The 13,281-nt window shown below is 72.5% G+C and carries 6 protein-coding genes; 4 read left to right on the forward strand and 2 right to left on the reverse strand.

Annotated elements, in window-relative coordinates:
- Positions 1 to 256: 256 nt before the first annotated feature.
- The 3 genes from WMF45_RS17885 (at position 257) to mutS (ending at position 7,776) form a co-directional block, all read left to right on the forward strand.
- Positions 257 to 1,993, forward strand: coding sequence for a hypothetical protein (locus WMF45_RS17885; protein ID WP_437718085.1), 1,737 nt, complete (start codon positions 257 to 259; stop codon positions 1,991 to 1,993).
- Positions 1,990 to 4,908: a hypothetical protein gene (locus tag WMF45_RS17890; RefSeq protein WP_437718086.1), complete on the forward strand. Its 2,919-nt coding sequence runs from the start codon at positions 1,990 to 1,992 to the stop codon at positions 4,906 to 4,908. The genes WMF45_RS17885 and WMF45_RS17890 overlap by 4 nt, the downstream gene beginning before the upstream one ends.
- Positions 4,909 to 5,025: 117 nt before the next feature.
- Complete coding sequence (mutS, locus tag WMF45_RS17895; RefSeq protein WP_437718087.1) at positions 5,026 to 7,776, forward strand: DNA mismatch repair protein MutS; 2,751 nt, start codon at positions 5,026 to 5,028, stop codon at positions 7,774 to 7,776.
- A 10-nt stretch (positions 7,777 to 7,786) separates the two neighbouring features.
- On the opposite strand, the gene WMF45_RS17900 is transcribed toward mutS, so the two are convergent.
- On the reverse strand, positions 7,787 to 9,841 hold the full coding sequence (locus tag WMF45_RS17900) for an IgGFc-binding protein (protein ID WP_437718088.1): 2,055 nt from the start codon (positions 9,839 to 9,841) through the stop codon (positions 7,787 to 7,789).
- The gene (locus WMF45_RS17905; RefSeq protein ID WP_437718089.1) at positions 9,841 to 11,943 is read right to left on the reverse strand and encodes an IPT/TIG domain-containing protein; all 2,103 of its coding nucleotides are present in this window, start codon (positions 11,941 to 11,943) and stop codon (positions 9,841 to 9,843) included. Before WMF45_RS17905 ends, WMF45_RS17900 begins: the two co-directional genes overlap by 1 nt.
- A 364-nt stretch (positions 11,944 to 12,307) precedes the next feature.
- Between WMF45_RS17905 and rpsB the strand changes: the two genes are divergently transcribed.
- Positions 12,308 to 13,144, forward strand: a complete 837-nt coding sequence (rpsB, locus tag WMF45_RS17910) for a 30S ribosomal protein S2 (RefSeq protein ID WP_437719550.1) — start codon at positions 12,308 to 12,310, stop codon at positions 13,142 to 13,144.
- Positions 13,145 to 13,281: the final 137 nt, after the last annotated feature.

Raw genomic sequence — 13,281 nt, forward strand, 5'->3', positions numbered from 1 at the left:
GCCCAGACCAGCGCGCCTCGCCAGGAAGAGGCTGCGCCTGGCGGGCTGTGCGCGCTTACCCGGGGCAGGCCGTGCGGGCGTGCTGCGCTGCGGCAGGTGCGCGCGAGAAACGAGGGCCCTCGCGGCGGCGTGTGCCGCTCGTTCGCCAGGAGGCCCGCTGCGAGCGCCGCGCGCCCGGGGCGTGTCCGCCGCAAACGAACCCACCGAGCGGAGCGGGTTGCCAGTGCTCCTGGTGCTGACTAGTCTCCGCGCCCGCATGAAGCTCGCCCGCACACTTCTCCAGACACCTCGCATCGTTGGCGTGGGCCTCGCGGCCTCGATCGTGGGCGTGGGCGGGCTCGGGGTCGTGGGCTGCTTCGTCGAGGGCGAGGGCCTCCCGCCGCCGGTCGAGGGGCTCTATTACCCGACGGGCCTGGCGGTGTCTCCCGGGGGACGGGTCCTCTACGTCGCGAACTCGGACTTCGATCTCCAGTTCAACGGCGGCACGGTCCAGGCGCTGGATCTCCAGCGGCTGCGCAAGCGGGCGCTCACGCTCCAGTCGGGGCTCGTTCCCGGCGGGCCGGACGCCGGCGCGGGCGTGCGCGGTGCGTGCGAGAAGGTGGGGCTGGCGACCAACGCTGCGTCGACGATCCACCCGGGGCCGTGCGGGCCGCTCGACATCTCCGCCCTCGAGGGCGACGACGAGGTCGTCCGGAGCTCGGCCGTGATCGGCGCGTTCGCGTCCAACCTCCTCCTCGTGCACAGGCCGCTCAGCGGCGAGGGCGCCGACCCCGGCGCGGAGCGGCAGGCGCGCCTGTTCGTGCCCGTGCGCGGCGACCCCTCGGTGACCTTCTTCGATGTCGCCGACGATCGGTCCGACGACGCCGGCGCGCAGCCCTGCGAGGGTGACGCCTGCTTCCAGCTGGACTGCGGCGCGAGCGCGGCGGGCGGGCGCTGCAGCAGAGATTACCGCATCGGGGAAGACCCGGGCCGGGAGCTCATCCGGCGCAAGCTGCCGCTGGAGCCGTTCGGGATCGCCGCCGGCCCGGGCGGGACGAGCATCGTCGTCTCGCACCAGACGGAGAACGCCGCGAGCGTCATCGTGAACCGCTGGGAAGCGAACGAGCGACCGCAGCTCGCGCACGTCCTCACGGATCTCCCCTTCGGGCCGACGGAGCTCGCGGCCGTGCCGCGCCCGAGCGTGCTCGGGGCGCTGCAGCAGAGCGGGTGGGCGATCGACGACCAGCCCGCGTTCGCGGTCACGTACCTCGCGGCGCCGGAGCTCGGCCTGCTCCGCTATCAGGACGCCGCTTCAGGCGGGGCGCCGCGCCTGTACGAGTCGACGCCGACGCCGATCACCGCGCTCGCGAGCGGCATCGACTCCCGCGGGATCGCGTTCGACGCGAGCGAGCGGCAGGCGTGCGAGGACGGCTGCGCGGATGACGCGGTCGAGTGCCTCGAGGGGTGCGTGGCGATCCCGATCCCGGTGTACGTGGCGCATCGCGGCCCGAACTCGCTCCTCATCGGCGAGCTGACGACGACGCTGGTCAAGAGGGGCTCGGACGTCAGCACGGAGAAGCGGGCCTCGGTGTTCTACTCGATCGCGTTCCACGACGCCGCCCCGCTCGGGGCCTACCCGTCTCGGATCGAGGTGGGCGAGGTGATCGACCTGGAGGGCGCGCGCAGCCGCAGGGTCTTCGCGCTCGCGTTCGACTCGGGGCTCGCGTTCTCCTACGACCCGGCAGCGCGCCGCGTCGATGCCGTCATCAAGACCGGGCGCGGGCCGCAGGCGCTCGCGTTCGACACGGGCTCCACGCGCGGCGACGACGCCGACAAGAAGCGCTGCGAAACCGAGCAGGGCAGCGCCGGCTGCGAACCCTATTCCCTCATGTACATCGCGCATTTCACCGACTCGTACCTCGGCGTTGTCGACCTCGACATGCGCAAGGCGAACACGTTCGGAACGATGATCCTCACGGTGGGCACGCCCGTCCCGCCTCGGGAGTCCCAATGAAGCCGCGCCTCGCGCTCCTCGCCTCCACCTCCGGCCTGGCGCTCGCCGGGTGCGCCGCGGAGGCCACGCCGGTCGCCGTCGAGGCCCTGGCGCAGTCCGGCCGCAGCGCCTTCGTCTGCCTCGCCATCGACCGGCCGGATCCCGACAAGCCGGGCGTGATGCGCTCGCTGCCGATCACGGACTGCTCGTACGGCACCGTCGAGTCGTCCACCGACTACGAGGTCGACGCCAAGGACGGGGGCAGGGCCACGCTCCCGCACCTCTACGGCCTCGTCACGCAGACCGCGCACGGCGAGGTCGCGGTCGTCGACCTGACGACCGAGTCCTCGCTGATCGTCGATCGGGACACGGGCACGCCCGCCCCGAGCTTCCTCCCGGTCGGCGCGCAGCCGGTCGACATCGTCGCGACGCCGGGCGGGACCGCGTCGTTCGTCGCCGTCGCCGAGCCGGGGCGCGCGGGGATCTACGCGCTCCCGTCGGCGAAGGTGCTGCCGCGCGAGGGCTGCCCGGTCCCGTCGCTCAGCTCCTGGCCGGCCTGCTCGCTCCCCTCGGCGCCGGGCGAGATGCTGCTCGTCGCCGACCCGCCGGATCCGGACGGAAGCGGCAAGCTGCGTAGGTCGTGCAAAGCACCGAACGACACGTACACCGTCGAGCCGAAGCCTGGCGACCCCGGTGCGTTCGTGGACGATGTCTGCTCCACGTCGAACGGGAGCTTGGACATGGAGGGCGGCGGCCGGCAGAAGCTCCTCGTGACCCTGCCGGATCTCGGCGGCTTCGTCGTGATCGACGCGCAGAAGCTGCTCGAGGACGCGGCGTACCAGGACGGAGGCTTCGCGGCGTGCGATGTGGAGCGGTGGGTCCCTCTCCAGGTCTCGCTCCCGCCCGCCGGGCCGCCCGACGAGCCGCCGCCCGACGGGGTGTCGCCCGACGGGGTGTCGTGCTCCCAGCCGGCGGTCGCGGCCAGCTCGGAGCCGGCCTCCGAGATGCCCCGGCCCGCGGGGCTCGCGCTCTCCGGCAACCGGCTGTACGTCGCGGATCTCAACGCGCCGGTGATCCACGTCGTCGACCTACCGACGCCCTGCGAGCCGCGCGAGCAGCCCCCGCTGCTTCCCGCGTCGACGCTCGACCCCGGGCGCGTCGTCACGACGAGGCGCCTCGCGGTGAGCCAGGCGTCGCCCCCCGAGTTCAACCGCTACCTCTACGCGGTCGACGCCGGTGACGGCAGCGTGATGGTCTTCGACGTCAGCGACGGCGTCAGCGAAGACGCGTCCAGCCGGTCGCCGCTCTCTCGCGAGAACCCGGACTGGAACCCGTTCCAGCCGCCCGACCGCATCCGCCTGCCGGCGCCCGTCCGCGATCTCGCGATCGTGCAGCGCGAGGTCCCGAGGAGCCTCCCGGCGACGGGCGTGGTGCCGAGGGGGATCCGGTGCAGCCCCCTCCCGGAGCTCAGGACGTGCGACAGCAGCGTCACGTCGTGCGACCTCGAGACGCTGTACCGCACGTCGGCCGATCGCGACTCCGGCGCCGGCCCGCTGAAGCTCCGGGGCACGTTCGCGTACATGGCGCTCACGAACGGGCAGGTCGCGATCGTCGACATCGACGACCTCGACGCGGCCTGCCGCGGACCCGAGCGCCAGAGCGTCCGCGCGGGCTGCGACGCAGACGCTTCGCCGAGCAGCCCGCTGCTCGAGACGAGCGGCGAGGCGTCCTGCAACGTCGTCCTCCCGCACGCTGTCCGCTCGGAGACCTACATCGTGGCGAGCGACGGCTCCGGCCAGCTCGAGCCCGGCGTGCAGGGCCTGCCGATCCTCTACGATCGCAGCGGCGCTGTCGTGCCGCTCTCCGGCGAGAGCCCGAAGATGCGCGCCACGTTCCCGTCCGACGGGGCCGCGACTGACCTCGCGCTCGCGGTGGGCGTGCGGCGCGAGGCGATCGCGTCGAGCGACAGCCCTGAAAGCGAGCTCGACGAGCGGGGGCTCGTGATGAGGTCCGGCGGGCCGCAGCACGCGCTGACGATGAACCTCGAGGACCCGCGGGTGCACATCGCCAACGAGACGTGGGCCGTGACGTACGAGGGGGTGTTCACGTCGATCACCCGGGCCTCCGTCGCCTTCGACGAGAACCTCCACCTGAGGGGCGCCGACGCCCGCTTTTGCCGCCGCGGCGTGCAGAGCCTGACCAGCGTGAAGGCGCAGCTGAAGGCCGCGGGCGTCCCGGAGGGCGAGGCCGAGACCCGCGCCGAGCAGCTCGCCGACTTCGCGCAGATCACGTCCGAGCTCCCGGACGAAGATGCCACCTACTGGAAGAGCGTCGACTCGGCCGTCTGCTCGTTCGACACCTGCAACGCGAAGTACGGCAGCGTCATCACGTCGCGCCCGGCGCTCCGCATCGTCGAGGCCTACGAGGACCACCTCGAGCTCGATCGGACGGACGAGGTCGGGTTCGCGGCGTGCTGCTTCGCCGGCTCGGTGCAGCTCGACATCCGCGCCGGGGCCCAGTGGGTCGTCCGGAGCAACGGCGCCGGCTTCCTGCACCACGTGATCGCCGATCCTGCGGGCGGCTACTGCCGCAACTCGTGCGACACGCGCCTCTCGCGGTTCAACGGGCGCGTCGTCCATACGCCGCGCGACGGGCGCGTCGCCGACGGTGACGTGGGTGCGTTCCTCAACCCGATGTTCCGGTTCGCGGTCACGGGCGGCGTGCCCGAGCAGGACATGCAGTTCCGCTTCACCACCCAGGGGGCGTTCACGCCGCTCGCCCTGGACCTCGCGGACATCAGCGACACATCGGAGCTCCAGCCGCAGTCCATCCAGCTCGTTCCGGCCACGGGCCAGCTCGCCGTCACCGACGGCTCGGTCCAGGGCCTGTTCCTGCTGAGCTCACGCGACGTCGCCGTGACGCGCCGGTACCGCTGAGCCGCCTGCCGGCCCCGCGGCATTGCGGCTCCGGCGCCGATATTTCCACGAAAACAGCGGAACAAACGCGCGAATCACGCGTAGACCTCACCGGCGGTCGAGACTAAGACGCCGGCGATGCAGCCGTCCGAGCAGCCTGCGGCCAGGAAGAAGCTGACCCCGGTGATGCGCCAGTATGAGGATGCGAAGGCGCTCCACCCCGACGCCATCCTCTTCTTCCGGATGGGCGACTTCTACGAGATGTTCAACGACGACGCGGTCCTCGTGTCGCGCGCGCTGAACCTGACGCTCACGAGCCGCAACAAGGGCGAGCCCGACGAATCCCCGATGGCCGGCGTCCCGCACCACGCGGCGCACGGGTACATCGCGCGGCTGCTCGCGCTCGGTCACAAGGTGGCGATCTGCGAGCAGTGCGGGGATCCGTCGAAGATCAAGGGGCTCGTGCCGCGGCAGGTCGTGCGCGTCGTCACGCCGGGGCTCGTCACCGAGACCGATCAGCTCGACGCGCGCGCCAACCACTACCTGGCGGCGGTCGACGGCGGCGGCGTGCCGCGCGGCGACGCCCTCGGAGTGGGGGGCCCCTACGGCCTCTCGCTGCTGGATCTCTCCACCGGCGAGCTCTCGGCCACCTCGGTCCCGGACGCCGCGACGCTGCTCGCGGAGCTCGCCCGGGCGGATCCGCGCGAGGCGCTCATCGCCCGGGACCTCCCGGACGTCCGCGCGGCAGCCGCCTCGCTCGCCTGCCGCGCGGCGCTGCGCGACGACGAGGAGCTCGACAGCGCGCAGGTCGCGTCGATCCTCGATGACGCCGCGATCGAGCCGATCTCGGCGGCGGCGCTGGCCGAGCACCCGCTCCCGGCGGTGCGCGCCGCGGCGCGGGCGCTGCGCTTCGCGCGCCGCTGCAGCCCCGGCGCGCGCATCCCGGTGCGCCGCATCGCCCCGCACGACACCTCGGGCACGCTGCGCATCGACGAGACGGCCCAGGCGCACCTGGAGCTCGTGCGCGCTGCGGACGGCGGCCGCCGCGGCACCCTGCTCGACGTCATCGACTGCACGGTCACGCCGGGCGGCGCCCGGCTCCTGCGCCGCCGCCTGCTCTCGCCGCTCGCGGACCTGGCCGGCATCCGCCGGCGCCTCGACGAGGTGGAGCTCTTCGTCTCGCACCCGCGCGCCCGCGGCGAGCTGCGGGAAGCGCTCGGCGGCGTCGGCGACCTCGAGCGCCTCAGCGTCCGCGCGCTCCTTGGTGAGGCCACGCCGCGCGATCTCGGCCTCCTGCGCGACGGCCTCACGGCGGCCCCGGCGGCGATCGCCGCGGTCCGGTCGATCCCCGACCTCGGCAAGGCGGCGGCGCGGAGCGACGACGGCGCCGCTGCGCGGGGCAAGGAGGGCGCTGCGACCGGATCGAGCTCCGAGCCGCTCCTCGCCGAGGCGGCGGCGCTGGATGTCGTCGCCGACGTGTGCGCCGAGCTCACCGCCGCGCTGATCGAGCGGCCGCCCCCGAACACGCGCGAGGGCGGCATCTTCCGCGAGGGCTACGACAAGGAGCTCGACGACGCGCGCGGCGTCGAGAAGAACGCGACGGAGCTCATCCTCGCGCTCGAGGCGAAGCTGCGCACGCAGACGGGCGCGCCCTCGCTCCGGGTCAAGTACACGCGCGTCTTCGGCTGGTACATCGAGGTGACGCGCGCGCACCTCGCCAAGGTCCCGGCGACCTTCCGCCGCAAGCAGACCGTCGCGACCGGCGAGCGCTACACGAGCGACGAGCTCGACGAGCTCGCCGACAAGATCGAGCACGCCGGGGCGCGCGCGCTGGAGCGGGAGACAGCGCTCTTCGACCGGCTGCGGGCCCTCGTCGCGAAGAGCGAGGGCCGCCTCCGCGCGCTCGCGCGCAAGCTCGCGGCGTGGGACGTCGCCGCCGCCCTCGCCGACGTCGCCCACCGCAACGACTACGTGAGGCCGCACGTCACGGCGGGCGAGGCGCTCGCGATCCGCGACGGTCGCCACCCGGTGGTCGAGCGTTACGCGGCCGCGGGGCACTTCGTGCCGAACGACACGCGACTCGATCTCTCGGGCGAGCGGCTCTGGCTGATCACGGGCCCCAACATGGCGGGCAAATCGACGCTCATGCGCCAGGTGGCGCTGATCGTGGTCCTCGCGCAGATGGGCAGCTACGTCCCGGCGCGCGAGGCGGAGATCGGCCTCGTCGACCGGATCCTCTCGCGGGTGGGCGCGAGCGACAACGTCGCGCGCGGCGAGAGCACGTTCATGGTGGAGATGCGGGAGACCGCCGAGATCCTCCGCGACGCGACGCGGAGATCGCTGGTGATCCTCGACGAGATCGGCCGCGGCACGAGCACGTACGACGGCCTCGCGATCGCGTGGGCCGTGGCGGAGCACCTGTTCGACGCGATCGGCTGCCGCGCCCTGTTCGCGACGCACTACCACGAGCTGACGGAGCTCTCGACGCGCGCGCCGGGCATCGCGAACTACTCCGTCGCCGCGCGCGAGCACGGCGACGACGTGATCTTCCTCCACAAGCTCGAGGCGGGCCCCGCGAGCCGCAGCTACGGCGTGGCGGTCGCGCGGCTCGCGGGGGTCCCCGAGGGGGTGCTCGCGCGCGCCCGCGCGATCCTCGCGACGCTGGAGTCGGGCGCCGCGCTGCCGGGCGGCAAGCATGCCTCCCTCCGCGGCCGCACGCGCGGCGGCGCCGCGCAGCTCGACCTGTTCGCCCCCGCGCAGGCCGCGGTGCCGCCGGAGCAGTCGGCCGTCATCGAGACCCTGCGCGCCGTGGACGTCGATCGGCTCGCGCCGCTCGACGCGCTGCGGCTCGTGGCCAAGCTGAAGGGGCTCCTCGGCGGCGGCGGCTGACCGCGGCGGCTCAGTCCGGCGGCGCGATCTCGCGGAGCTCGGTGCCGCCCGCGTACCCGTAGCTCACGAACGAGTCGAACCCCGTCACGAGCAGCCCCACGGGCGCGGAGGCCGTGAGCCAGTGCACGCCGTCGCGCTGCATCCCGGGCAGCACGTTGTCCGGCGCCTGCCGCGCCGGATCGATCGCCGCGAAGCTCAGCTGGCAGCGGTAGACGACGAATGACGGCGCGCCGCCCCCGCGCTGCTCCTCCGTGAGCCCGTCCGCAGGCGCGATCTCGCACTCGTCCGGCCCGAGCGTCGCGTCGTCGAGGCGCACGACGGCCGACCGCGGCGCGACCACCGAGATGAAGTCGAACGCGTACTTGTCCGGCGTCAGGAACACGTAGTCCGGCCGGAACTGCTCGATGGGCGGCAGGATGATCAGGCTCGGGTCTCCGCCTGGCAGCCCTTGCTTGACCCCCGTCGCGTTCTGGCTGGCCATGATCTGCGACACGATGACCGGCTCGGAGCTCTCGATCATGAAGTCGCCCCACGCCGTCACCTCGCGGAACGCGCCCAGCGCCGACAGCGTGATCCGATCGTCCGGCGGCGGCAGGGTCGTCGCGATCACGGCGCCCTTGCCGCTGGCCGCCACGATCCTGACGTACTCCGGCTCGGGCACGGCCTCGATCCGCGCGCCGGCCTCCTTGACGGTCCGCGACCGGCTCGGCGTGTGCGGCACCGCGAACCGCTTGCCGGCGGTCCGGGTCGGATCGAGCTGATCCTCCAGGTGGTCGGCGCAGCAGCGGCGATCCGCGAGCACCTCGAAGTGCGGCGCGTCCGAGGCCTCGCTTCCGGTGAAGACCGCGATCGGCTGATCGGCCTTCACGATCGATCCGGTGAAGTCCGCGTTGAACCCGCCGCTCTCCAGGTTGAGCACGTCGAACGCGCCGAGCTTGACCTCGATCGACCCGCCCTCTGGCGTCTCCGGGACGGGCCCGCCCCCGACGACCTTCGCCTTCGTCGTCACCTGCACGGTCGTCCCTTCGCGCGTCCCGACGATGGTCAGGAACGCCCGGAGGTCGATCGGGTTCTGCGGATCGAAGTTCGTGTCCGGATCGTCCGTGACAGCGATGGTCTGCGGCCACCCTGTGACGACGTACGCCGTCGCCATCGCGCCCGGGCTGTACGTCAGCGCCTCGCGCGGCTTCAGCAGCGAGGCGTCGTTGGAGAACACGTTGGCGTTCTCCAGCGGGTTGAACTGGTAGGCGACGATGGGGAACTTCGACGTGATCTTGTACGCGTGCCGCGTGAGCGCCGTGTGCGTGCCCGTGTTGTACTCGCCCTCCGGGCTGCCATCGACCTCGCGCGGCCCGAGCTTGAACACCTGGAGATAGAGCGGCGCGACGAGCCCGCTCGCGATCTCCACCGGGGCAGGCTCGTCGCCCGGCGCGCCGTCGTCCTGGAAGATGTGGATCTCGTTCGGCACGTCCGGCTGGGGGTTCGAGACCACCACCGCGAACTGCTGCGCCGCCGCGTTTCCTGTCGCGTCGATCCGCGCGTTGTCCAGATCGACCGCCCAGTACTCGCACCCCACGTTGCTCCGCTCGAGCTCCGCGACGGCGCAGAGCTGCTGGCAGCTCCCGCTCCGGCACGCCTCGCCGGCCTCCGTGTCGCAGGTGTCGATCACGCGGCCGAACCTGCCGTCCGCGTCGCAGACGACGACGTCCTGCCCGCGGCACGAGTGCGCGGCGGGCACGCAGGGCCGGCAGCCGAGCTCGAGCGACGCGCAGACGAGCCCTTGAGCGGCGCAGTCGTCGAGCGTCACCCAGGCCAGCCCTGCGCCGGTCTCCTCGCAGCGCGCGAGCTCCGCCCCGCAGCGCACGTCGCCGGCCGTGCAGAGCGGCGGCTCCTCCGGCCGAGCGCCCCACCGGGTGCCGCTGTCGAAGCAGCTCGGCGCGAGCCCGAGCCCCGCGGCGACGGCGACGAGGGCGGCGGCTGCAGCGTGCCGCGATCGGGCGCGGCGTCCTTGCTTGCGTGCGCGCGTCGGCCTGCGCGCTCGCGTCGGGTGGGGCGGGGCGCTCATCACAGGTGTGCGTTGAAGCTGTCGAGGGAGTAGGCCGCCATCCCTGCCGGCTTGAGCTGCCGGTAGACGAGCTTGCCGTAATCGAAGCCGTCGATCCGCGCCCCGTACACCCCGATCGTGAGCGGCCCCGGCGGCAGCGCGCCGTGCTCGAGCCCGAGCTGCCGGAGGTCCGGCACCTCGACGGCGTGCGACCCTGCCGGCACGGCTACGGTCCACCGGACGAGGCCGTTTCCGCTCGCGATGTCGTAGACGCTGAGGTCGACGGGCGCGCCCGCGCCGAACGAGGTCGCGAGGTGGGACCCATCCCAGGCGCTGTTCTGCGCGGGCGCCTCGAGCGTCGGCACCCCCACGAAGTCGCCGATGCGCACGGGCTCGCTCGTGCTGGTCGAGAGGACCCGCCCGACGACGGACAGCGGCGCGAGCCCGGCCTGGCCGGTCACCGCGCGCGCGGACGAGTGGTAGCTCGCGCCGAGCAGGTCGCGGGCGAGCGGCGGCACGCCGACGAACGTCAGCCCCCCGTCGAACGGGATCAGCGGGCTCTGTGCGCCGATCGGGAGCGTCGCGAACCCGTCGTTGCCGATCATCAGCGACACGTTCGCCTGGATCCGATCCGGCCCCTTCGGCCCCTTCGCCGGCGCCCTGACGTCCATCGAGAGGGCATGGTCGAGCGGCTGATTGATCCGCACGAACACCTCGCTCGTCCACTCGTTCGGGAGCACGGGGATCCCGCGGACCACGCCCATGGCGTACGCGGTGAACCGCGGCGGGGTCGTCGAGCGATCCTCGAGGCCCGCCAGCGCGTAGATCGTGCGGTTGCCGGGCGCGACGTACATCGTGAACCCGTGCCCGAGCTCGCCCGACGTCTCCGGCGTGATGGCCTGGAACTCGGACGGCAGCCTGAAGGTCGCGAGCGGATCGACGCCCGTCGTGAACACGTACGCCGCCTTTCGCTCGGTTTCGCGGCGCGGGCTCGGGATGTTGCCCCACCCGACGCTCCCGGGGTCCAGCGACGTGTCCCAGACGAGCTCACCCTCGATCGCCCCCGCGCTGCCGACCTTGCCGCCGACCGGCGGGGGTGGATCGCCGGACGCGCCGCACGCGGGGGTGAGCACCGGATCCAGGTAGACGGTCACCGTGTCGACCGGCACGTCGACGAACGAGATCGGGCTATGGCACGTCGCGGCCACGGTGACGGTGCGCGGCGAATCGAGCGACGCGTCCTCGATCACCGCGACGCCGGACGCGTCGACCTCGATCGGGGAGGTCGTGTCGGTGCCGACGACGACGCTCGCTCCCGGGATCGGATCACCCGTGAAGTTGTTGTAGACGAGCACCTTCAGCCGTCCGGCGAGCGGCGCGCCGCTGAGCCCGCCCTTGAAGCCGTTCTCGCTGTCCTCGTAGGTGTAGCCGTCCAGCACGAGGATCGTCTCGCCGCCGGTCGTCACCGAGATCGTCTTCGCGCCCGGCGTGCCCTGGGGCACCGTGCACAGGAGCCGCGTCGGCTCCTGGACGGCGAGCGACGTGCACGGCTTCTGATCGATCTTCGCGACCGTCCTCTCGTTCCAGCGCGTGCCCTGGCCGACGAGCTGGATGGTCGTCCCGCCGGAGATCGGCCCGCTCGACGGCGACGCATAGAGCGCGTCGTACACGTAGCCTCCCGGCAGCGTTCGCCGGGTCGACGTGTCGTCGCCGTTCTGCACGGCGAGCTCCACCGGGCCCGCCGCGCCCGGCGGCGCCGCCACCTGGACCCGGCTGGGATCGATCGGCACGATCGCGGATGGATCGACCTCGACGTCGCCGAACCAGACGCGGATCTGCGAGCTGAAGCCGTTGCCGTGGAGCAGGACGCGCTGGCCTCCGTTGAACGGCCCGTGCGTCGGATCCGCGCCGAGCAGCGCGTGCGGATCGCCGCCGGGCAGCCCTGCGCCGGCGGACGATGAGGTCGACGTGGTCTGCGGGTCCACGCCGAAATCGCCGCCATCGCCGTCGGTGTGCCGGCGGATGCCCTCCGGCGCCGAGGCGATGCAGGCGGAGACGATCGCGAGCCCTGCGCAGACCGAAGCAAAGCGTGCGGTAAGAAAGCCTCGTGATGCGGTTCGCACGAGGCGAGTGTACGCCTGCGCGGAGAGCCGCGCGAAGACACACGCAAACACACGGAAATTGTGCATGCCGAGGTGGCGGCTTCATCGCTTGACAAGCGATGTGCCTCGGGGTAGCAAACCGCCCCCTTCTTGCGGTCTCGTGACGAGGGGGACAGCGGAGGCTGAATCCTCGCCTTCGCTGCCGCAGAACCGAATCCACACGCTCTCCTGGCACCCACGGCATTCCGCGGCCCGGTGCCCCAGCAGCACGGACGCTCCTGTCCGCGCCTGGGGTTGGTCGCGGGAGGGGGAGCGGCGGACCAACCGAAAGGACACTGCCGTGACTGATACCAGCTTCTCCGCATCCGTCCCCGCGGCCGACACCATGCAGGCCGCCGCCCCCCAGCCGGGGGATTTCCCGCTTCCGCTCCGCTCGCTGCTCGACGCGGGCGTGCACTTCGGCCACCAGACGAAGCGCTGGAACCCGAAGATGCGGCCGTTCATCTACGGCGCGCGCAACGGCATCCACATCATCGATCTCGACCAGACGACGCGGCTCTTCAAGCGCGCGTACGACTTCCTGACCGACGCCGTCGGCCGCGGCGGCCACGTGCTGTTCGTCGGCACGAAGCGCCAGGCGCAGGACATCGTGCAGGAGGAGGCCCGCCGGTCGGGCATGTACTTCGTCACGAACCGCTGGCTCGGCGGCACGCTGACGAACTTCCGGACGATCAAGCAGGGCCTCGATCGCCTGCGCACCCTCGAGCGCATGAAGGAGGACGGCACCTACGAGCAGCTGCTCAAGAAGGAGGTCGTCCGCCTCGAGAAGGAGCGCGAGCGGCTCGAGAAGTACCTGGGCGGCCTCAAGGGGATGGGCGGCCTCCCGGCGGCGATCTTCGTGATCGATCCGCACCAGGAGTCCATCGCGATCAGCGAGGCGCGCAAGCTGAACGTCCCGGTCGTGGCCATCACGGACACGAACTGCGACCCGGATCTCGTCGACTTCGTGATCCCTGGCAACGACGACGCCATCCGCTCGATCCGGCTGATCACGGCCCGTGTCGCGGACGCGTGCGTCGAGGGCGCGCAGCGCCGCAAGGATCACGGCGAGGGCGGGCAGCAGGCGGCGGGCGGCGGTCGCGGCCAGCGCGACGAGATCAACGTCTACCAGGGCGGCCGCGGCGGCCGCGGCGGCGGTCCGCGCCAGCAGCAGGCGTCGTAGCGCGGCGCGAGCCGCGACGGAGCGGCCCAGCGCTCGGGCGGCGCGGTGACGACGACGTCGCTGCTCGCCTGGGCGGTGTGGCAGCCGCGAGAGAGCAGAGAGGGCGCAGGGACAGAAATGAAAATTTCACGCCTCTG

Source organism: Sorangium sp. So ce448 (assembly GCF_051520915.1).
In the GTDB taxonomy this organism is placed as follows: domain Bacteria; phylum Myxococcota_A; class Polyangia; order Polyangiales; family Polyangiaceae; genus Sorangium; species Sorangium cellulosum_B.

Coding starts and splice junctions, on each gene's coding strand:
- WMF45_RS17885 (WP_437718085.1), top strand. CDS start 257: ATGAAGCTCGCCCGCACACTTCTCCAGACACCTCGCATCGTTGGCGTG.
- WMF45_RS17900 (WP_437718088.1), bottom strand. CDS start 9,841: ATGAGCGCCCCGCCCCACCCGACGCGAGCGCGCAGGCCGACGCGCGCA.
- mutS (WP_437718087.1), top strand. CDS start 5,026: ATGCAGCCGTCCGAGCAGCCTGCGGCCAGGAAGAAGCTGACCCCGGTG.
- WMF45_RS17890 (WP_437718086.1), top strand. CDS start 1,990: ATGAAGCCGCGCCTCGCGCTCCTCGCCTCCACCTCCGGCCTGGCGCTC.
- rpsB (WP_437719550.1), top strand. CDS start 12,308: ATGCAGGCCGCCGCCCCCCAGCCGGGGGATTTCCCGCTTCCGCTCCGC.